Genomic DNA, 22425 nt, shown 5'->3' with positions numbered 1-22425 from the left:
TTTTCCTATGATTAACCAAGATGAGTAAGATGATTTCATCGCTGCGTTATCGAGTAGATCAATTTTATGCCAAACATCTTGAACAAAATGCGATAAAAGATAATCCTTTAAAAAAATGTCATGTCTATCTTCCTCCTAATTATTTCACTCAAAATAACCAAGAAACATATTATCCAGTTATTTATTTACTTCATGGATATTCAGGGGATATTAATGATCTACTGATAATTTCAAATGCAGAAATTCCAAAACATTATCCTTTTTTTTATCGAGTGATATTACGAAAATTCTTTAAAAGTTTTCCCACATTAGAGCAGTTGGATAATTTAATCAATAATAATCAGTTAAAACCTTTTATTTTAGTGCAAGTAGATGGATCTCTGCCTTTAGAGAATATTTTCAAAGAAAAAGGATTTAATGGTTTAATATCTAAGAAAGGTTCATTCTATTTAAATTCACCATATACTGGAAATTATGCAGACTATATTTTTGAAGATCTAGTCAATTACATTGATCATACATATCGAACCATCCCAAAAAAGAGTGGACGCGCGTTGATTGGAGGTTCCATGGGTGGATTTGGCGCTTTATTAGGAGGTATTTTGAAACCTGATCTTTTTTCAGCAATTGTAGCTTTAAGTCCTGCAATTTCATGGTTAGAATTGCTCAATCATCAAGAAATCATTCCATTTTATCAGCGCATTTATGGAAAAAGAAAAGCGATTAAACTTGGGCAACAAGATCTCGATGATATTTTGGATACTGCCGATCTTATCTTTTCAAAAGATGTTCCACTTCTTCCATCAATCAAGAGGGATGAAAAAGGCAATATTATATCTTTTGACTCGAAAGCGAAAGAAAATTGGATGGAATATGATCTTAATCGATTGATTCATAAATATCCTAATGCTTTCCAAAATTGTGCTTTACAAATTACATGTGAAGAAAATGATGAATATGGCTTCCTTGCTCAGATTCAGCAGTTTAATACTACTCTACATGAAAAAGGAATATCAGTGGATCTACAGATTTTCTATGATTCTTATGCCAGCAAAATATCTCCACACATGATTGGAATAGTTCAAAAATTAATTCCTGGTCTTATGTTTTGCTGCAAATATATATCTGATCCAATCGATCAATAAGGAGTTCTTGTTTCTTTTTTGCTTCTTGATTTAATTTTTTCAAAGTTTAATGAATCTGTAGTATTTTCTTCATCTTGGATATGTATTGTAATTAAAGGGAGATTCACATTTTCATGAGATGATTGATCTCGATTTTCTTGAGCTGATTGTTCTTTATTCTGATTTTGATATTGAACAATAACTGCAGAAAGCATAATTAGAATTCCCCCCAGAAGCATTCTATTTGTAAATATTTTATCTAAAAAGATTACACTGTATATAGTTGAAACTATGGGCATTATAAAGCCAGTATAAACAACGTATTCTGTTTTTACTTTTTCACCTGCAACACCCACAAGATGAAGAACATATGCTAAACCTGTGCAAATTATTCCCAAATATATCATTATCCCCCATTGAATTCCTGTTAACTGAGAAATTTGATCAGTTAATCCTGTTCCAAATGCAAATCCAGATAGAATCACAGTGCTTATTAAAAGAATTGAAGTAATTGAATATAGAGGAGACATTTTTTCAGATATTGGTTTCGAAAAGGAGCTGTACGCTGCCCATGAGATAAAAGCAATTATAGATAGAATATCTCCTTTAATTGTGTCTGGTGATAAAGTTAAACCTTTTCCAGTAATAAGAAGAATAACTCCAATAATTGCCAAAATTACTCCGATAATAAATTTTAAGTGCGGTTTCTGATGAAAAAAGAAATAATTTAGAACAATAACCCAAATAATCGAAGTTTGAGCAATGATTGATTGATTAATTGGTGAAGTAAATTGAATGGCATAAAATTGTAAAATGTATGAAAACGTAAATGGGCCTAATGCAAATAAGAAAAGGGCTTTGAAATGTGTGCGAAAGGAAGAAAACCATTCTAAAATTTCTCGTTTAATTCCTAAAAATATAAGCAATACAATACTGCCCATCAAAGTCCGTAAAAACACAAAGCTATATGAAGATAATGGAGGCATGACTTGTATTGCAAATGGGAATGTTAACCCCCAAATAAAATAGGCGAGAAATGCCAAGAAATATCGAATACTGGTTCTCATTCTACAAGAAAATGAAAATTCCAAAAGAATAAAATCTTCTGTATTTTGATTAGCATTAGATATATTTATAAAGAGTTATAGGAAGTAAATTTATGACGAGAAAACCGACCTACGGCTTAATTGCGGCCGATATTGCACATGTCGGAGTTTATTTATTAGAAAAATCAGATTCGTTATTAGATGTAGTATCATTAATGGATAAAAAGATGATTTCAGCGGTTATAATTGAAGATATTGATGACCTTTCTAAATACTATATCATTTCTCATCGTCAAATCGTGCATTTTTTAGCGCAATTCAATAAGTCTCAGAATAAAAGTAATGAATATTCATCTTTAGAACGTTCTCTTGCAGAAATTAAAGCGAAAGAATTAATGAGGGGTCCGATTCCAATTATACAAAAACACACACCAATTGATGATGTTGTTCATTTTATGAATACAAAAGGATACAAACGAGTAGTAGTGGGAAATGAGCAAAGTCAACCTATTGGTATAATTTCAACTAAAGATGTCATTGCTTGGACTACTGACATTCTTCCAAAAGGAAAACCCATCATGATTTGTGTTCAAGAAAGTAAAACTGGTCTAATTTTAGCAAATTATCTGTTTAGGGATGATGTTGCTGAGAAATACATAGATTTACTTGGTGGAACTCTTTCTGCCATTGAAAAAATTACCGATGAAGTACTACAAAATTCTGGAGATTTGCGTTATATAGAAAAAGATTATTATGATATAATGTTTGAACAAAATGATTATATAACTGCTATACTTGTTTGTGATGAATCTTCTATTGAATTACGAATAGAATTGCAAGCATTTACACGAAGATTTATGGAATTATATGGGGCAGAACTTGAAATGAGAGAAAAAACAAATTATACCAGACCTGTATCTCTCTTTAAACTACGGCCAATTATTTCGATGTTTGAGTAAATCATTCACTCAGTTAAAGGGATTAAGATCTAATATAAATTCAAAAGAGTTGCAAGACTTTCTTTTTATTTTAGAGTGAGCTTAGATTGAGTCTATAGAGAGCGTGTGGTTAAAGTTCCATCTTTTTGTCCAAAAAATGCTTTAACCGCCATTCCAACAAATAAACCGGTTTCAACAACTCCTGGAATCTTTTTTAATTGCAAATCTAAATTAGCAGGATCTTTAATTATACCAAAATCTGCATCAAGAATGAAATTTCCATTGTCTGAAACGATTGGACCTGCTTTATTTTTAGCCATTCTTAATATAGATGTTCCTCCTAATTTTTCAATTCTTTTTTGTATTGGAACATATGCAAATGGGATTACTTCTATTGGGATTCCTTTTTTCCATTGTTCTCCCAAATTTACGGATTCTTTTCGATAATCAGCAACAATAACCAGCTTTTTACTGTTTCCTGCAACAATTTTTTCTTGCACATGACATCCTCCTCCTCCTTTAATCAAATTCAGCTGGTTATCAACTTCATCCGCGCCATCAATATCCACATCAATTTCGGGATATTGATCAAGAGTTCCTAAACGAAGACCCCCTTTAACAATAAGTTGAGTTGATTGGAAGGATGTTGGAATGCAAATTACTTGAAGATTTTCTTTTTTAACTCTCTGGACTAATCTTTCTACAGCATATACAACTGTAGATCCGCTTCCGATCCCTAATATCATATGATCTTGGACAAATTCATCTACTGCAGCATAACCTGCTTTTTTTTTTGCTTCTTCAATTGATGATAATACCATAAATAATAGTTTTTTTCATAGAATGAAAATTTTGCGAATTTCTTTTTAGGTGTTATCTTTTAAGAAGAATTTAATTTTGCAAAAATTTATTGAATTTCCAATATTCTATCAGTTATGGACTATGCAGAGAGCATTGCAGGGATTCTTGCAGATATTATAAAAAATCCCGAACTTCCTGCTTCAAAACTGGTAAATTTTATTGAAAGTGCTAATAAAAAGGTTAATGCTGATTTTACAATTATTTGTTTTAGACTTCAAAAAATTTTAAAGTTGAAAGGCCCAGAAATTGCTCAAAAACTAGCTCACGAATTTACTCCTTCTCTTCTTGCAAAATATCCAATGATTGAACGGATAGAAGCTGTAGGAGCGTATTTAAATTTCCATATAAATAAAAAAATCATGGCAAAAGATGTAATTCAAGAAGTTTTTTCTAGTGTTCATAAGTATTCTCTCTCTAAAATGGCCCATAACTTTAAACCTCAGAAAATTGTTATTGAATATCCTTCTCCAAATACGAATAAACCTCTCCATTTTGGCCATGTTCGGAACATGCTCTTAGGGCAAGCTTTGTCTCGCATGAATTCTAAAATCGGGCATCTTGTTTATGAAACTAATTTGCTAAATGATCGTGGGATTCATATTTGTAAAAGTATGTGGGCATATCAAAAATTTGGAAATGGTAAAACTCCCAAAACTGAAGAAAAAAAACCAGATCATTTTGTTGGCGATTATTATGTAAAATTTGCAATTGAAGAGAATCGCCTTCTCAAAGAAGTTGAAGAACAATTAAAAGAACTGGAAATGGAAAAGAAAAAAACACCTGAAATGCAAGATTTTGAAAAAATAAATAAACTTCAACAAGAAATCGATAAAACACCTTATGGAAAGATGCAAAAAGAACTTCAACAAATGTTAATTGACTGGGAAAATCATGTTCCAGAAGTTCGTGCTCTTTGGAAAAAAATGAATTCATGGGCTGAGCAAGGTTTTCAAGAAACATTCCAACTATTTAATATCAAACACACTAAAACATACTATGAAAGTCAAATATATGATAAGGGAAAGAACCTAGTGCTTCAAGGATTGAAAAAAGGAATTTTTGAACAATTAAGTGACGGTGCAATTATAGCCCGATTTTCTAAAAAAGGACTTCCAAAACAAAAAGTGCTTATTCGTAGTGATGGAACCTCTTTGTACATTACTCAAGATTTATATTTGGCTCATCAAAAATATGAAGATTTTTCATATGATCAATCTATTTATATTATCGGAAATGAGCAAAATATGCAAATGAAGACACTTTTTGAATTATTGACTAAATTAGGGATGCCATTAAACAATATTCATTATTCCTATGGAATGATCCGTCTTACTTCCGGAAAAATGAAATCTCGAGAAGGTACAGTTGTAGATGCAGACGATGTAGTGAAAGAACTCAAAGATTTAGCAAAAGAAGAAATTAAATGTCGCTATCCTTCATTGGATCTCCTTGAAATAGATAATCGTGCTTTAAAAATTGCAATGTCCGCTTTACGATTTTTCATTTTAAAATATGAATATACACGCGATTTTATTTTTGATCCTAAACAAAGTATTAGTTTTGAAGGTGAGACAGGACCTTATATTCTCTATGCATATGCTAGAATTTGTTCCATATTTCGTAAAGGTCTTGAAAAGAAGATTTCAGTTCCATATAATCCTGATGAGTATTCTGTCAATAAAAAATATCATGTTTCTTCAATTGATTTTAACTTGCTTGTTCATGAAGAGGAAAAAGCCCTCATTTCGCTTTTATATCAATATCCTGATAAGGTAAAATATACAGCAGAAACACTCAGACCACATGAATTAATGCGTTATCTTCTCGATATTGCACAACAATTTACTCGTTTTTATCATGCTTGTCCAATCCTTTCTGAAAATTCAACACTACAAGCTGCACGTTTAGCCCTTTGTGAAGCTGTTCGACTAGTATTGAAGGACATACTAAATTTGTTTGAAATTCAAGAACTTAATGAAATGTAATAGTAAAAAAAAATTAACTTAGAAAAAAAAGATATTTGTTCTTTTTTTATAAGAAATGTTCGTAGTGATCCCATTCGCTCTTTTTTATTCCCAATTTCATTAAAACAGAAAGAAGATTTGAGTCTCCCTTTTTTTTAGCATATAAAGATACTTTTTCAATCTTCATAGTTTTCTTTAGGTAATTAAATAATTCACGCATGATCTTCTCTTCAATTCCTTTTTTGAATGAATGTTCTTTTCTTACAATAACATCATGCAAAACGCAATGTTGACGACCTAAATAATCATTCCAAATGCTAAAAAAACCTGCTCCAACAATTTTTCCATCTTCTTTTGCTAATATCATCGAATTTCGTAATCGAAGATCCTTGCTCCGTTCTTCAATCTCCTTGGAAAACTTATCAAAATCAACTTTGCCAATTCTATATTCAAAATCCTTCAATAATTGTTCCAATTCATCCTTATCTTTTCTTGGATTGTAGCGTGTAATTGTTATTTCTGACATAATTATTTCCCTTCTAATTCTTCTATATTTTTGTATTATCAACTATCTTTAAAAAAAATGTTGCTATAGTTCTAATATAATCATGAAAATATCTATTAAAAAATGGCAATCAAATGCTAAATTACCTAAAATCGCAAAAATAGGAGATGCTGGTGCTGATTGTTATATTCATGGATTTAAAAAAATAAAAAATTCCCAAAATAAAGAATTAATCGAAATTGATGATGATGAATATACCCTACAACCCCTTGAAAGAATTTTGTGTCCATTAGGATTTGCAACTGCAATCCCAGAAGGTTATTATGCCGCTGTAGTTCCGAGAAGTGGTTTAGCTTTATGGCAAGGGTTGTCAATTGTTAATTCTCCTGGAACTATTGATGCAGGGTATAGAAATGAGTGGGGAGCTATTGTGGTTAATCTCTCAAATTCACCTGTTACTCTTCATAAAGGGGATAAAATTTGCCAACTTATTATTAGAAAATTGGTTGATTATGAATTTGAAGAAGTTGAAACTTTACCGACTTCAGAGCGCGGTTTGGGAGGTTTTGGTTCCACAGGCAAGTAGCAAAAGGATTGAATAAAATGAATGCTTCTTTACCAATAATTCGATATCCGATGAACTTTTTTCCATGTAAAAATCTTGAATCAATGCGTAATTTTTATTTTGGCATATTAAATCTACCTATTGCCTTAGAACAAGGAACATGTTTAGTGTTCAAAGTTGGCGAATCACCCCATATTGCTTTTTGGGGTTTTTGTTCACACTATAAAGATTTTTTGGTAAATCCTTCAAAAGTGTGCCTTACATTAGTAGTTAACACTATGGTGGAGGTAGATCGATGGTATCATTATCTTTGTGATAACAAAATTGAATGTATCAAAAAACCTGCTAAAACACCTCAGTTTCGAATCTACAATGCATTTTTCAAGGATCCTATGGGATACACGCTCGAAATTCAATCATTTTATGAGGAAAACGTTTTAAAGTATATCTAATCTCCTTTTTTATGAATTCACCATTTTTGATGTTCAGAAATGGTCCAAATATATTATTATTTTCTTTTCTGTCCATTAAAAGGAATTTCATTATAGAATACTTCATACAATAGAAATATATTAGTTAAACAGTATGATCTTAAATATTGGTGATCTTTTAGAAAGGAGTGATCAAGATTAAAAAAAAAAATTTTTCTAAAATAATTACTGTGCTTCTTTTTTTGATTTTAACTCTTTCACAATCTTTTTCTCCAAATTCACAAAATATCACAAATTTTGAAGGAAAAGATAACAATTCTGTCATGAAAGAAAGTACAAATCTTTCTTCTACACCAACTACACCTCAATTTATTACTAATTCTGTTCCACAGATCGCAGCTGAAAATGTACTTCAATTAAATGTTTCTCAATTCGATGTACGGGAAGATATTCGAAGTATTACACCTCAAAGTAGAATAGATGTTGACAATGAAAATCTAACCATTCAAATTCCAACTGGATGGAATATAAATTCTCATGATTTCAATATTAGTGCTTTATATAAACCCTGGCAAATGATTTCCGATCAAAATGTAACTCTAAACTACACGAGCAACCCCGTATCACCTTGGAATTTTATTAGCTTTAACCCTCCAGATCTATTAAAATGGGGGTTAACTGGAAATTTTGATGATGAAATGTTAAATATTATTGGAACTAATGGTGGTGGAATAGGAAATACAATTCCAGATAGTGCACTGGCTGAATGGTATCAATGGATGGAAAAACCAGATCCTAATCTTACAATATATGAAACAGATAAAATATCTAGCGGCCAAGTCCAATACCCTCTTTACAATGAGTTTACTGTTGAACCAGATTGGGGAAATACTCAAGTTACTAATGAAACTGGAAATGATTGGCAAAAAAAACTTGAAAACCCATTTGGAGGAGAAAGTGGAACTGCTACACGTCAATTATCTTATGATGATGTTGGAGATCAGCTAGAAGCATATATTCATGCAGGATCTAGTAATTTTACGTTAGGAAATCCTTCAATTGGATGGCAAGTTAACTTCACTGATCCTACAGCACCTGATTTTATTCCTAAACAATTCTTACTCTCAATTGCGTGGAGCATTGAAAACTTAGCTTATGATGCATCTGATAATCTTTCAGTTATTGTTAAAGTTGATGGACAATATGTTGATGGACGTTTCGATAAAGATAATAATTATTACCCGAATGCAACTTCCACTACAATTGAGACCAGTGTTAATAATTCTGAGTATCTAGATCATGATATGATTACTCGAACGTTTGATATTACTAACTTAATTGATACAACAAAAGTAAATCATACTGTAGAATTTGGAATTTGGTTTGAAGGTATCAATGAAACTACAGATGAAGTTCAAGTTAATTTCGGTGGAATTGCGGTTGCAGCAATTGAAGAAGATCAATATAAAATCGGAGATCTTGAATTTAAGTGTTCTATCGATTTTCCTGCCGTTCGAGATGTTCGTTATTGGTATCTATTCTCATATATATCTGATGGAGTGGATGGAATTTTTATTCCTTTAGGATTATTAACTGACATTTTCGGAGTTACAATTAAAGGTTCTAAAATACTAAATTTTAATTTAACAACTAGATTGAGATATTTCTTAAATAATGATTCTTATTTAGTAAGTTTGGGCATTATTAATGTAGGTGGCGCTCGAACCGCTCCAACCACAGATTTTACTGTATCTTTTGACGATATTTCTTTAAGTCCATTTTACAAGACAGATAATTTTTCAAAAGCTGGATTTCAAATATTCAATGGAACAGGCTGGCAAAATATTACTCGCCAACTTATACATCCTTTAATTCCTTATCATAATAATAACTTAACACTTCAGTTTCGAACAACAAACTCCACTTATGCAAATTCTACACTTGACTTTACGAGCGTTATTAGTATTTCCCGTGTTCGGAGTAATGACAGCGAAGCAACATATTATGTTAAAGATGTACAACCTAATAGTAATCCCACAATATACTGGAATGTTACTTTCAATAATACGAATACTTTTGAGCAATATATAAATAATAATTTTCATAATTTCGTTGCTATTCAATATAATTTTACCATTATTGACATTCCTGCTTGGGATAATAAAGGTAATAATTCTGAAGATTGGTATTGGTATTCTGCTATTGATCCTTTAGGTGATACTCCGGATTATGCTTCAGCGGTTAGACTAAATGGTACTGGAAATTCCGGAATTATTCAAAACGCTAGTGTTATGGATGCAACTAAACCTATGGGAAGCACTGAAAATCCTTGGTATATTAACGGAACTTGGAATCTTCAATTTACTTCGAAAAATTATGTCGAATTTGTTGGAATTAAGCAACAGTCTGGTGATTCAACACGATTTTTTGCGGGAAATCAGACAATAATTTCCCTTAATCGTAGTGGTTCTGCTGGAATTATTGGAAATTATAATATTACTATAAAAAATAGTTCAGGTTCTATTATTACTGGATATCCCAAATATTACCAGAGTTCAAATAATATTTCAGATACTTGGAGTGTTCAAGACTTTGGAGTGGGTACTTATCAAATAGTCGGAATCTGGAATGATTCTTCTGCTTCAACAGGAAAAACAACCCGGGTTGGAATTCTGATTTCGACTTTTGGTGTATGGAGGTGTTCTCAAGCATCAATTAGGATTAATCCCGATTCCCTAAATTCTGGAGAGAAGGGCTCTTTTTATTTAAATTTCTCTGAAGAAGACGGAACGCCTATTTCTGGTGCAGAAGATTATATTCAATTATATTTAAATTCAACAGATTCTATATGGGGAATGGACTGGCCGCCTTATCAGGCATTAGTTGATCCTGTTGTTGAAAATTCATCTTTAAATGCTGAAGGAAATTACACACTCACATTTAAGACAAGATCTGTCCCAACAGGTAATTATTTAGTTTATATCAAGATAGAAATGCCCTTTTATGAATTTCAAAGGTTAGGAAATGCTTGGATCAATATTTCTGGTTATGCAATTGATTTTGAGTTTCTTTCTGGAGCATATAATATATCTCGTTATTTTGGTTATGTTAACGAAGGAAATTTTCCAATTGTTAATGATACAACTCATTCAATAATTGAAGTAAAAATAACTAATCATACTAACGGTGTTCCTCTCGAAAATGGACAGATTTCTGGGACATTTAATGGAACTGATAATGTATTTTATGGAGACGAAATCTTTCGGGATACTCAAATCGAATCAGATAAAGGAAAATATCGTATCTATATTATAGGTACTGGTTTAAATACAACAAATATTGCTGGAATCTTTAACTATTCTTTAACCATAACTGTTGCAGTAGATGGATATAACTCAACTTATATGAAATTATCTACAAATGTTCTACCAATTATGACTAAATTAACTGCTGATAATGCTATTGATACTTATGAAGGAGGTGAAATCGATTTTTATGCAACGTATCAGAATATTAACAATCCTTCTGCACCTCTACCTCTTAATAATGCATCAGTCAATTGGCAACTTCGCGATAATAATACAAATAATGTCGCAGCAACGGGAGATTTGAGCTTAATCTTGGCTGGAGTATATAAAACAACGATTTTACTATCAACAGATTCATATTATTTATCACCGGGTTATTATCAATTAGAAATTAACGCAAGTCAGTTTAATTGTGCAAATGCTTCATGGATTCAAGTAGATGTCCATATTTTAGCAAAACATGATACTCAGTTAAGTTTAGCAATTAATGAATTGATTCAAATTGGTTCAGATCTAAATGTTAGGGCAAATTTAACATATAGTAATGGTACTGCATTAAAGAATACAGAGATTTCAATTCAAATTAACTATACTGGCGAAGATCCATTTAATATTGTTAGTACAACAGATAATTTAGGTATTGCAACTTATACCCAGACCGTTCCAACACAATTCGCGGGAAAATATCTTTCTATTAAAGCAACTTATGCGGGTACAAGTACTATTCGAGAAGTATCTGCACAAATCTTAAACAGATTAGTTAAGGGAAAAAATGAAGTAAATTTAACCTTAATGTGTAATTCAACTATTCAAGTTGGTTATTCTGTTTCGTTGATTGGTCAATTGAGTATAGAAGGCTTTTCTCAATATGCTGATATTTTTGTTACCATTGCTGGGTGGTACGATGGAAACAGCGAAAATCTCTTCTTTTTACAGCAAATTTATCCTAGTATTGATGGTGTTATAAATTTCAATACTCCAGAAATTGAAGATGGTCATCAAGAGATTACTTTCTTTGTAGATTATGCAGGAACATCAACAATTGAGTATGCAAGTGATCAAATTGGAGCTTTTCCAATAATACCCAAATGGGAAACTAATTTTACATTATTTAATATCAGTTCAAATTTCAGAATCGGTCAAACGATTACATTTGATGTTTACGCTGAATTTCTCAATCCGAATTCTACAGAATCGTTCTATGGTGCATCTTTCTATATAATATATGATTATCCGAGCCAACATCTCATTACTGAATATTATTTAGATGAATTTAACCGCTCAACTGTCGATTTTTTAATTCCTCAAGATTGCGGTGATTATTTAAATGTTACAATCGATTATTCTGGGAATTCGAAAATTCTATCTTTTACATATACATATCATTTTACAGTTCTTCCAAAATGGTCTATCACTTTAAATTTCCAGAACTTAACGGGATTTACGCGAATTGGCCAAGATATTCAGTTTAACGTTTCAGTTGCCTTTAATGAAACAGGTCTTTCAATGTCAATTTTACAAGGGAAGAAATTCTATGTAATATACCAATATTCTGGTAGTAACCAAATTTTCACTGAATATATTTTTAGTACATATCCAGTATATGAAATAACATATCACATACCACAAGATTGCGGTGATTTTTTAAATATTCTTATTCTTTTCCAAGAGGATTCAATTATTCAAGAATTCAACCAAACAATAACACTTTCTATTTCTCCAAAATGGTCATTTTCTTTGGAGCTTCAAGATTTATCAGAAAATTTGCGGATTGGACAAACCATACATTTTAATATTTCTGTTATTTATAACGAAACTGGATTTTCCATGACAATGCTTCAAGGCAGCAAGTTTTTTTTAATTTATCAGTATACAGGAAGCAACCAAATTTTTACGGATTATATCTTCAGTAACATCCAATTATATGAAGTAGAATATCTGATTCCTCAAGATTGTGGTAATTATTTGAATATTACATTACTGTTCCAAGAAGATGATTATATTCAAGAGTTTAACCAAACAATATCACTTGAGATCAAACCTAAATGGATACCTCTTGTGGAAATTGAATCAATTCAAGAAAATCTTCGACAGGGGCAAAGATTTGAAATTGTTCTTACTGCCAATTTCACAGATGCAAATGTCACTGCAGAATTTACCGAAATTCGAGCATTTATTGAAATATCTATAGGAAATATATTAAGTACATTTAATTACTCATTTGATGAATTTGGAAAAATACGATTTAATTACACTGTTCCAATTTCTGATACAATGGATATGTTAATTTCTGTAAACACCATCGAAACACAAACGATCGATAATTATGAAACTTTCCAATTAATCAAAACACTTCCACAAATGGAAACTAACTTGGTTATTATCGGTGCAACCTCTCAAGAAGATTTTGCCGGAGAATTTTCAATTAAAATTCAACTACTTGATTCTGAAGGGAATGGTATTGAAGGTGAACGAATTTGGTTTATTCTAAAGAATGAAAACAGTGTTGAGGTAAAAAATTCAAGTGCTATAACAAATGAAGAAGGAATTGCTGTAACTACGTTCCAGATCGATTCAGTTGGAGAATATTATGTAGAACCATTGTTTATGTCTGACGGTATTTATAAAGAAGCGAGTATTTCGACAAATTCAGCAGAAATTTCATCTTTGAGAGTAGTTAATGTTTGGATCCGAATATGGGATAATATTATTGTGATTTCAATTGCTACAGGTTGTTTTATTGCATTAAGTTCAATATATTATCGAGGTTTTTATGTACCTAGAAAACGAAAGCAAATTGCTGCATTGATGGAAATGCATCAACGTTTTGTAGATATAGAAAATCTTCAATACTTAATGATTATTCATAAATCCGCGGGATTATCCCTATTTTCTCAAACGTTTACAGAGATTCCGATTGATGGAAATTTAATTAGTGGATTCCTCTCAGCAATTACGTCTTTTGGGAAAGAAATAGGATCAAAAGTATCAAATTCTACTGAATCTGATGCTGCAAATGCTGAATATATTACTTCTGAAGAAAAATCTACAGGATTAGAAGAATTGGCATATAAACAATTCAAAATCGTTATGATTGAAGGAAATTATGTAAAAATTGCCGTTCTCTTATTAAAGTCTGCAAGTGATACTTTGAAAGATAAAATTAAAGAATTTACCAGTGCTTTTGAAAGTGAGAATAGTGAAATCCTACCAAACTGGTCTGGAAAAATGCTCCCACCTGAACCTATAGTCCGTTTAATAGAGACTCATCTATTTGCTGATTTACTCTATGAACACCGTCTTGCACAGAGTAAGGTTTCTCTATATTCGAGAGGTCTAAAAAGAAAATCTATCAAAATGCTAATTATTCAAGAGGCTGTTAATAAATTTAATTACTCTTTTAAAGTTAGAGAAATGATTATTGCTTTAACTGCATATGGGAAAAAAGATGTTGATACATTCAATGCAATCAATGAACTTCGCAATGACGGGGTTGTTTTTGCCATAAATTCAAGAACTAGGCAATTGATTGAACAATTCAAACCATTGATTCAACCATTAACAAAGGAACAACGACAGACTTTGATCGCAATCGAATCTGGTATATATGATAATAACAAGTTAGAAAAAGTTACTAAAATTCCTCTTATTATTCCAGTGATTACAGCATTAAAAAGGCATGAATTGATAACTGATACGAACGAACTTACTGAACAAGGTGAAATAATTGCTACTTTGTTAACTTTAATTCCTGATATTTAATTTTTTTATTTTTTTATAAGAAATCTTTGTTCTGCAGAGCTTCGAATCTGATCTTCTTTTTCTTTAATTTCCAACAATTTAGACAAGTATTTTTCATAGTTTTCTTTTATTATGGGGAAAATTATCCCTTCTTTAATCTCATCCCAACGTTCTAATTGTTTAAAGCTATTAAATCCAAACGAAATCCGCCAGAAAGACGCAGGTGTTAAATCCATTTCTTCAATCATTTGATACATTTTTTCTAATGTTTTTGTATCTATAATGAATTTTTCTTCTTCATTATTTAAGAATTTCAGATTATCACTTAAAATGAAAAAATATGCAGCTTCTTCATCTAAACAAACAATGCCGGCTATTTTTCCTTTACTAAAGACAACATTTTCAGTAGAATTTTTAGCTATTTCTAAAATACTTGTAATATTTGGATCAGTAAAGAATTTTATAATCTCTGAATTACCATAATATCTAATTTCAATCCACTGCTCTTTTTCGAGTTCAGGAAATTGCATATTTTCTCTCTTTTTTTGATGAATCTCCATTAATTTTTGAAGATCGCTTGAATCCAGCATTAATTCGGGATCAAAAACGTTTCGTTCAAATCCATTAGCTTCAAAATCACAAATCCCAAGAAAAACTTGATTATTAGAACGAATTCGTACAAAGGCATTTTGGAGAAATAGTTCAAAATCTTCAATTGATTCAATTTCTTTTTCTTGTAAAGCGATGAAATCTTCGAATTGATCACTTAATTCTGAATCTTTGTAAAAAGTACCCCACATTCGGGTTCCTTTTATTTCAGGAACCATCCAAAGGTTTTTTCCAGTTCCGATACTTACAATAACGGTGGAGCCTCCAATTGCCATTCCTTCTTTAGAAGCATTTGAAATTAGAGAGAGTGGAGGATAATAAATACGACTTACTGCTTGACTATCTTGTGCAAGTTCATCTAATTGAGATAATGCGTTTAATGATGCTTCAAGATCTTTAAATATTTCATCTTTTGTCATAATTGAAGGATTTATTATCTTTCCAGATTCACGCGATATTTCTTCAGAAAATTGAGACATTACAGAATCTATTTCATTTGGATTAATAATGGCTTTTCCATTTTCATCAAATAGCTGGATTTTTTCTTTTGTCTTATTAAAAACATCTTCATATTCTTCTTCTATTTCCAAAATTGAATTAGTTTGGGCATTTAAAGGAATAATCGGTTTGAGTTGAGGTTTTTCAAGAGAAATTTTCTTCAGTTTTAATGTAGATGTCTTTGTTTTTTGTGAAAAATCTTGTTTATCTAATTTTTCAGAATGAGGAATGGGTGAAATTTTTGCAATATTACTGATATTTGCATTTTGTTCTTGATTCTTTATCACTCCTTGTGAAGTTGCAGATGAAATCTCTGATTTGAATTGTTTGATTTCTTTTCCTTCTTCTTTTAATAATTCTTCAGGGGTTAGCATTCTTTCTTCTTTAGTAAAAGTAGGAACTTCAATTAAAAAGGGAGGCGGGAGTTCTACCCGTTTAATAGGTAGGGCTTTATTAAAAATTAACGCTTGAAGGTATTGTTGATATAATTTCATCGGTTTGGAGTATTGTGGCAATAACTCCATCGCATTCCATAAATTAATACCTTCATATTTTATTTTGAAAAGAGAAGAAATACCATAGTCAAATTGAAAAGCAGCTGCAGGTATAAATTCTTTAGATTTAATTAAACTAATTAAAATATCTCTACCTCTTTTATCCATAATTAAATCTGCATTTTCTTCATGTTTACTTATATTCTGGGATAATAACATAAAATGAAGTGTGTTTTCTTTAAGACCTACAACACCATGTAAATCTCCGTGGAAATATGAAGACATTTGAGCAATTTGAACTTGACTTAATTGTGAAAAAGTGAAGAATTTTTCTCCTACACCTAAGAATTTAGTAAAAACATACGATTTTTCTTCAATTTGAGGTGTAATTGGCTGTTCGTAATATTTTGTGATTAAATCATTAAAATATTTTTTTCTACGTTTGAAAAATCCCCAGTCTTCCAATATTTGTGGATCTTGAACTTGTTCACTAAAGGTTAAAATGCCTAAAAAAATATAACCTTTGGTCATAATATAATTCAAGCCCTGAATTATTTGATCTCCCAACCTTAATATTGAATTTGCTTGTGAATGCTCTTCATTTTTAATATGAATTTGATCTTTCTGAAATCCTTTATTATACTGTTCCCAAAACGAAATCCAAACTGATGGGTGAATAATATCCCTTACATTAATTAAATTCTTATTCTGATCTACGGCAATCATTGATGAATTTAATCGATAAAGAGAAATTTGTTCGCGATCAATATCAAATAATTGGGGAGGGGGATAAAATAATTTCATTATTGATCTCCTTCTTTGTAGTATATATAGTGTTTTTTCCTTAATAGATTCGGTATTGGTTTTCTTTATTCTTTTGTTCAATCAATGTTTTCATATATTTTTTATAATTTTCCAATACATATTGAAGACTATCATAGTTCATTGCGCCTTTCCAATAAGGATGATTTTTTAAAGATGAAAGTCCTAGATTGATTTTAAACCAACATAACAAAGCAATTTCTGATTTATCTAAATCCCTAAAAAGCTGTTCTAAAGTTGTTCGATCCACTCTTTTATTTTCTTCTTTAATATTATTTGTTAACGTATAGAAATAAGTGGAATTTTCATCTACACAGACGATTCCTGTAAAATATTTTTCATGGTATTTATTATCATAATATATTGTTTCTGCAATATCTAAAATACTTGGAAAACAATTTGGAAATGTGAAAACTTGTTTTCCTTTACCTTTCCAGATTATTTTAATATGACGATCTTTAAGTTGTGGGAATTTTCCTTGTTTTATTTTTAAATGATATAAATCTTGCAGTTTTTTTAAAATATTATCTTCAAGTTGAAGTTCTTGAAATAAACTAAATTCAAAATTATTTGCTTCTAATTCTAATAAACCTAAAAATAACTCACTTCCTCTTATGATCCGTTGAAATGTTTTAGTATATATGTCTCTCAGTTGAATAGGGTTTTCTAATTCAAAAAACTCTTTATCTTCTCGAATATCAAAAAAAGTTTCTTCATCTAATTCATGAGATTCATCATCACAAAGAAACTCTCCCCATGAAACATTTTCTCGCAAAGAAGCAATGCAACTAATATTTTGACCGACATCAATTGACAATAAACTCATTGCACCTCCAATTGGTGCTAAATTAGAACTTGCTTGACTAAAAAGAATTTTAGGAGGATCATACAAGAAACTTTCCTCAACACTGCTCATTTGTAATTCATTTAAACGATTTAAGGTTGCCATTATTTGTTCTAAATCATCTTCAATTTCTTCTTCTGTTAATTTAGAAAAATCGATAGGGTTGCCTAAATCTTCATCTAATATTTTTTCAATAGTCTTTTTTTCTTTCTGAATGATTAAACTTCGATGATAATCGCGATAACTTGCAATGGCCTTTTTAACTTTGGGAAGATCTTTTATTTCATCCCAACCTTCTAAAGATTGCAAACCTTTATATCCTAAATCAATTTTAAACCATGAAATAGGTGCAGATAAGATACCTTTATTGAGTAATTTAAACATCTGATTTAAATTACGTTTATCTATATGAATTTGTGTAGAATCTGTTTTTTTTTTAAAAATGGTATCTGTTAAAATAATGAAATTTGCAGCACCTTGAGCAACTGCTACAATTCCTGTAACTGTTCCTTCATATGGATATGTCATTGCTGCAATTTCATTTAAATCCTTTTTATTGGTTAAAGTAAAGAATTTTGATGCTTCTCCAAACCAATTTATTTCCACATATTCATTTAAACCTGAAATTCCTTTTTTTACATTTGGAAAAGCACCCTTAATACGGCTTTTTTTATAGAGATTTAATAATCGATCTTGATCTTCAAAACTAAGTTCTAATTCATCAAAAACGGAAGACTCAAATGCATTTCCTTCAAAACTAGCAGTTCCAAATAAAATCAAACCTTTCGTTCTTATACTGTCAATTGTCGAAATAATTCTCTGTGCAAGTATCTTTGGATCATAGAGTGCTTCAGAATCTTCATATTTTATATTAATTTTTTCAATTTGATCAGCAATAGCAGGATTATCTTTCCAAAATTCACCTAATGATAATTCATCAAAAACAGAAGCTATATTAATAAAATCCTTTTCTTCTGTTAATGCTAAGATTGTTTTAGCCCCAGCCAATTCTACTGAAAATTTATCTCCTTTTGGAAGTAACGCTGCGGGTGGATTATACAATCTCATGTGTTTATGCCTTTCCTTTAGTTATTGTTAAAGATCAATTAAAGAAAAATCTAAATCTAAACTATGCAATATAATCTTTACATATTCAGGATCTTCTTCTAAAAGGATACGATTTAAGGCACTGAAATTTCGAAAATCAGGAGTTATTATTCTAATTGTATAAATTAATTCTGATTCAGATTTTCGATCTGTTTGGAAAAAGATGGAAAGTTTTCCATGAGGTGCCTCAACAGATGACAAAACTATTTGATTTGGATTAAATTTATCTGTTATTTGTATTGATGGTGGTGCTTTAAGAACATAGTTTGATAAACCCTTTAAATACTCTGTAATAATACTTATAGATTCAATTATTTCTTTACTACGAACTAAACATCTTGCAAAACAATCCCCTTTAGTCGATCCAACTACTGCCCATTTTTGAGAAATATTTCCGGATAAATAAGATAAATATGGATTAGAATTTCGTGTATCAATTAAATGATTGCTTGCTCGTAGAGAAGGGCCTGTTAATCCCCACAAAATAGCATCTTTTGATGAAATTCTGCCAATTTCTCTTAAATTTACATGCAATGTGTGCAATTTTATAAATGTATTAACTAATTCTTTAATTTTATGTGATGTTTTATTAAACTTATTAAGAAAATCACTAGCTGCTTGAGCAGATAAATCACACACTGAACCAAAAGAAATTGAATTATGTAATAACGGATGACCAAAAAATTGATTGTTTAGTTGCTCAATCTTCTTAATTGTTTTAATAAATCGCTGAGAAAACAATTTGAGATCTAATAAATAGGCTAAATTTGCAAACCATATTAAATGGGAGTGTACTCTTTCTATCTCAGCTAATAATGCTCGTATATGTTGAACTTTTTTAACAAGAGTAATACTTTTTAATTTTTCCAGATTCATCATGAACGCTAAGCTTAAGTGAATTGCACTATTTGGGGAAAGTTCTTCTAAAAGAGCTGTAATTTGATCTATTGATTTCTCATTTTCAAGTTTAGGTTGTATTTGCTTATAATTCCATCCAGTTAATAACTTTACATTTCTAATCATTCCTGTCGATGGATTTGTTGATAGATGAATATAATAATGTGCGCGATGAATATCATTAAATATTCCTACGCCATATGGGGCTTTATTATCATTCTTTCCTAAAAATTGGTAAGGTACATGAATAATAGTACTGTATTTATCTGAAATATTATCTTGATGAATAAACCGAAGTCCTAATCGATTAAATACATTCTTTTCATAGATTTCTGCTGTTGGAAAAGTTTTTTTTATTGAAATTTGTTCCATTTTCTTATTTATAGATGTTTGCAAAATGATTTCGGAATTTTGAATAAATTCCGCTTGAGAAAAGATATAATAGAGAATAATAGAATTATCTTCATCTGCACCAACTATACCTTCCAAAGTATATCCGATATTTCTCATAAATTCTGCAGTTATATGGGTTTTTTTCTTAGCGAATTGGATAATTGGGATTTTATCTAGTATGGAATGCTCTCTTTTAATTAGGTCTGCTCCGAGTATATGATCTAATTCTTGAAAAATTTTTTCTTTATCTATTTGAAAAGAGCGGGAAGGTAATACAGAGATGTTTTCACTTTTTGGGCTTAATTCTATATTGTTATAGTCTTCAGTACTATTCATGTGTTTTACCTCGCTTTGTAATCATCATGATGATTGAAGAGAAACCGCTTTAATGATATAGCGTTTATTATTTTTCCATCAAAAATGATTTTCTTTAATTTAAATAGAACAATTAACCCTATAAAACTTATAACTTCTGAAAAAATGATTACTGGATTATTTAATAAAGAATTTAACCATTCTTGGAAGCTGGAATGATAAATCTCATAGGGAACAAAGGGCCACAACCATGGAATATGAGGAATATCTAAAAGAAGATGAAGAAAAACACCATATCCAAGCGATCCACCAAAAATTCTCGTTTTCGGAATTATCGCAAGTATTCCAATAATTAGTAACCATAATAAAGGTGCATGTGCAATCCCTCTTCCACTGAAAAGTGTAGGAAATGTTAAAGATAGGGGTTTATCGATTAAATCAGGAAGAATGCTACCAATTATTATGACCCATCTTTTAAAATTTTCTTCAAATTCCTGATTTTTTTGGAGAAATATTTCAATTAGTAGTAGTGGCACAAAAATGTGTGTTAAAATGAACATTTTTTTCTAACCTCCATAAATTAAAAAAGAAAAAATGAAAAAAGAAACATAAAAAGCAATAAACAAGAAAAGCCTATTGCTTGAAGAACCATGATTCTTATATTTTGGACTGAGTCTTTCCACCAGCCAAATTTTTTTAATATTGTATTTAGATTTAAAGTATAGATTTTTGTTTTTTTTAACAAAGTTATTTTGCTATTCGATGTTTTCTTGATTAGATCTTCTAAAGAATCTGTGTCAATCATGGGATATAGTGCCTTTATTATTAAAAATTTTGCACAGAATTGAGCTGCAGCAACAGATGTCCCAGAAAAGGATAGTGGAGCTGATGTTTCGATTTTTCCTAAATCGTAAATTATGGGGTAAATTTCTTCCTTTTCTTCATTTGAAATGATCAACTGGCTTGAAAAGAATGCAGGATCATTTTTTCCAGATAAATTAAGGCTTCCAACTGTTAATACGTTGGATAATTTTGCCGGATACCCCAAAGAACTTGGTTCTGGTCCAAAATTTCCTGCAGCACAAATCATTTGTATGTTTAATCGCTTGATTTCCTTAAGAATTGGAATAAATAGTGGTTCATATCCTTCAGCAGGTGATGTAGTGGCTGGAATAAGTAGAATTTGAATCTTTTCTCCTTCTGGCTGATTTTCGATATTTTGGATAAGTTGGTGGAGTGTAAATAAAAGATCAGAGAGATATGCACTCCCATCTCGATTAAAAATCTTATAATCATGTAAATAAATCTGTGGATTTGCGATTTCTTGGATACTTTGAAAGAAATCACCTTTTGATTGGAAATTTTGGTTATATTCTAAAATTTGGGCAATAAATGTCCCATGCCCATTTAAATCTTCAATATTTTCATCTGTAATGTTGCATTCATGTAACACTTTTCCTATGGATTTTAGTCGTTTTGAATCAATTCCAGTATCGAAAAGTGCAATATCAATTCGTAATTTTCGCAGAAAATCCAATTTTAGTGATTTTTTTAATGGTTTGATTATGGTATTTTGATTAGGTGAATCTGAATTCAATTGAACTTTTTCTCTACATAAAAACAAATGGAGATCGATAAAAATATCTTGAATTAATGAATTTTTGCTCAATTCAATGAGATCGCTAAAATTTGCCCAAGCAACAACCCATAACACCATTTTTGAAATATATTTTTTTTCTATGTTTAAGGAAGGAAATGTTATTCTTTTTGAAACAGATTTAATCCATTCTAATTTATCAGCAGATGATGAAAAAAGAATCAAAACTCGCAATTTTTCTTTTAAAAATGATTGTTTTACTATAGGTTCACTTAAAGATTTTTGATATTTTAAACAATACCTTTGAAAAAGCTGCTCTTTCATTTTAAAAAAGTGATATTTCATGATATTAAGATCACCTAAAGA

Annotated in this window: 14 protein-coding genes; 6 read left to right on the top strand and 8 right to left on the bottom strand. The window is 30.5% G+C overall.

The window, feature by feature from the left end; translation table 11 throughout:
* Positions 1-20: 20 nt before the first annotated feature.
* Positions 21-1145 (top strand): alpha/beta hydrolase-fold protein, encoded by a 1125-nt coding sequence (locus ACXLDF_RS08300; RefSeq protein WP_457558042.1) that lies wholly within the window; start codon positions 21-23, stop codon positions 1143-1145.
* On the opposite strand, the gene ACXLDF_RS08295 is transcribed toward ACXLDF_RS08300, so the two are convergent.
* A complete protein-coding gene (locus ACXLDF_RS08295) occupies positions 1139-2191 on the bottom strand; it encodes a DMT family transporter (RefSeq protein ID WP_457558041.1) in 1053 nt (350 codons plus the stop codon). The genes ACXLDF_RS08300 and ACXLDF_RS08295 overlap by 7 nt on opposite strands.
* A 92-nt stretch (positions 2192-2283) precedes the next feature.
* Here ACXLDF_RS08295 and ACXLDF_RS08290 point away from each other — a divergent pair, with 92 nt between their 5' ends.
* Positions 2284-3129 carry a CBS domain-containing protein gene (locus tag ACXLDF_RS08290; protein WP_457558040.1) on the top strand — a complete coding sequence of 282 codons (846 nt, stop codon included), beginning with the start codon at positions 2284-2286 and terminating at the stop codon, positions 3127-3129.
* A gap of 92 nt (positions 3130-3221) precedes the next feature.
* Here ACXLDF_RS08290 and rpiA read toward each other — a convergent pair whose 3' ends face one another.
* Entirely contained in the window at positions 3222-3929 is a 708-nt protein-coding gene (gene rpiA / locus ACXLDF_RS08285) for a ribose 5-phosphate isomerase A (RefSeq protein ID WP_457558039.1), read from the bottom strand.
* 114 nt (positions 3930-4043) lie between these two features.
* Here rpiA and argS point away from each other — a divergent pair, with 114 nt between their 5' ends.
* Complete coding sequence (gene argS, locus ACXLDF_RS08280) at positions 4044-5954, top strand: arginine--tRNA ligase (protein WP_457558038.1); 1911 nt, start codon at positions 4044-4046, stop codon at positions 5952-5954.
* A gap of 46 nt (positions 5955-6000) precedes the next feature.
* Here the strand turns inward: argS and ACXLDF_RS08275 are convergent, their stop codons facing one another.
* Complete coding sequence (locus tag ACXLDF_RS08275; protein ID WP_457558037.1) at positions 6001-6459, bottom strand: GNAT family N-acetyltransferase; 459 nt, start codon at positions 6457-6459, stop codon at positions 6001-6003.
* An 82-nt stretch (positions 6460-6541) separates the two neighbouring features.
* Between ACXLDF_RS08275 and dut the strand changes: the two genes are divergently transcribed.
* The 3 genes from dut (at position 6542) to ACXLDF_RS08260 (ending at position 14504) form a co-directional block, all read left to right on the top strand.
* Positions 6542-7024, top strand: a complete 483-nt coding sequence (gene dut / locus ACXLDF_RS08270; RefSeq protein WP_457558036.1) for a dUTP diphosphatase — start codon at positions 6542-6544, stop codon at positions 7022-7024.
* Between the two features lie 17 nt (positions 7025-7041).
* A complete protein-coding gene (locus tag ACXLDF_RS08265; RefSeq protein ID WP_457558139.1) occupies positions 7042-7455 on the top strand; it encodes a VOC family protein in 414 nt (137 codons plus the stop codon).
* Positions 7456-7676: 221 nt separating this feature from the next.
* A complete protein-coding gene (locus ACXLDF_RS08260; protein WP_457558035.1) occupies positions 7677-14504 on the top strand; it encodes a COG1361 family protein in 6828 nt (2275 codons plus the stop codon).
* 5 nt (positions 14505-14509) lie between these two features.
* Here ACXLDF_RS08260 and ACXLDF_RS08255 read toward each other — a convergent pair whose 3' ends face one another.
* The 5 genes from ACXLDF_RS08255 to ACXLDF_RS08235 are packed head-to-tail and all read right to left on the bottom strand — an operon-like array spanning position 14510 to position 22404.
* Positions 14510-16888: a hypothetical protein gene (locus tag ACXLDF_RS08255; protein ID WP_457558034.1), complete on the bottom strand. Its 2379-nt coding sequence runs from the start codon at positions 16886-16888 to the stop codon at positions 14510-14512.
* A 40-nt stretch (positions 16889-16928) separates the two neighbouring features.
* On the bottom strand, positions 16929-18818 hold the full coding sequence (locus ACXLDF_RS08250) for a hypothetical protein (protein ID WP_457558033.1): 1890 nt from the start codon (positions 18816-18818) through the stop codon (positions 16929-16931).
* A 27-nt stretch (positions 18819-18845) separates the two neighbouring features.
* The gene (locus ACXLDF_RS08245) at positions 18846-20483 is read right to left on the bottom strand and encodes an NADH-quinone oxidoreductase subunit D-related protein (RefSeq protein ID WP_457558032.1); all 1638 of its coding nucleotides are present in this window, start codon (positions 20481-20483) and stop codon (positions 18846-18848) included.
* Between the two features lie 5 nt (positions 20484-20488).
* A complete protein-coding gene (locus ACXLDF_RS08240) occupies positions 20489-21022 on the bottom strand; it encodes a metal-dependent hydrolase (RefSeq protein WP_457558031.1) in 534 nt (177 codons plus the stop codon).
* Positions 21023-21042: 20 nt separating this feature from the next.
* Entirely contained in the window at positions 21043-22404 is a 1362-nt protein-coding gene (locus ACXLDF_RS08235) for a S8/S53 family peptidase (protein ID WP_457558030.1), read from the bottom strand.
* Positions 22405-22425: the final 21 nt, after the last annotated feature.

This window comes from Candidatus Harpocratesius sp., from assembly GCF_054039255.1.
The sequence above is the reverse complement of the archived record's forward strand: the minus strand, read 5'-3'. Positions and strand labels throughout refer to the sequence as shown.

What these genes read in the sequence shown, in the direction of transcription:
- ACXLDF_RS08300 (WP_457558042.1), top strand. Translation starts at nt 21, where the DNA reads ATGAGTAAGATGATTTCATCGCTGCGTTATCGAGTAGATCAATTTTAT.
- ACXLDF_RS08295 (WP_457558041.1), bottom strand. Translation starts at nt 2,191, where the DNA reads ATGAGAACCAGTATTCGATATTTCTTGGCATTTCTCGCCTATTTTATT.
- ACXLDF_RS08290 (WP_457558040.1), top strand. Translation starts at nt 2,284, where the DNA reads ATGACGAGAAAACCGACCTACGGCTTAATTGCGGCCGATATTGCACAT.
- rpiA (WP_457558039.1), bottom strand. Translation starts at nt 3,929, where the DNA reads ATGGTATTATCATCAATTGAAGAAGCAAAAAAAAAAGCAGGTTATGCT.
- argS (WP_457558038.1), top strand. Translation starts at nt 4,044, where the DNA reads ATGGACTATGCAGAGAGCATTGCAGGGATTCTTGCAGATATTATAAAA.
- ACXLDF_RS08275 (WP_457558037.1), bottom strand. Translation starts at nt 6,459, where the DNA reads ATGTCAGAAATAACAATTACACGCTACAATCCAAGAAAAGATAAGGAT.
- dut (WP_457558036.1), top strand. Translation starts at nt 6,542, where the DNA reads ATGAAAATATCTATTAAAAAATGGCAATCAAATGCTAAATTACCTAAA.
- ACXLDF_RS08265 (WP_457558139.1), top strand. Translation starts at nt 7,042, where the DNA reads ATGAATGCTTCTTTACCAATAATTCGATATCCGATGAACTTTTTTCCA.
- ACXLDF_RS08255 (WP_457558034.1), bottom strand. Translation starts at nt 16,888, where the DNA reads ATGAAATTATTTTATCCCCCTCCCCAATTATTTGATATTGATCGCGAA.
- ACXLDF_RS08250 (WP_457558033.1), bottom strand. Translation starts at nt 18,818, where the DNA reads ATGAGATTGTATAATCCACCCGCAGCGTTACTTCCAAAAGGAGATAAA.
- ACXLDF_RS08245 (WP_457558032.1), bottom strand. Translation starts at nt 20,483, where the DNA reads ATGAATAGTACTGAAGACTATAACAATATAGAATTAAGCCCAAAAAGT.
- ACXLDF_RS08240 (WP_457558031.1), bottom strand. Translation starts at nt 21,022, where the DNA reads ATGTTCATTTTAACACACATTTTTGTGCCACTACTACTAATTGAAATA.
- ACXLDF_RS08235 (WP_457558030.1), bottom strand. Translation starts at nt 22,404, where the DNA reads ATGAAATATCACTTTTTTAAAATGAAAGAGCAGCTTTTTCAAAGGTAT.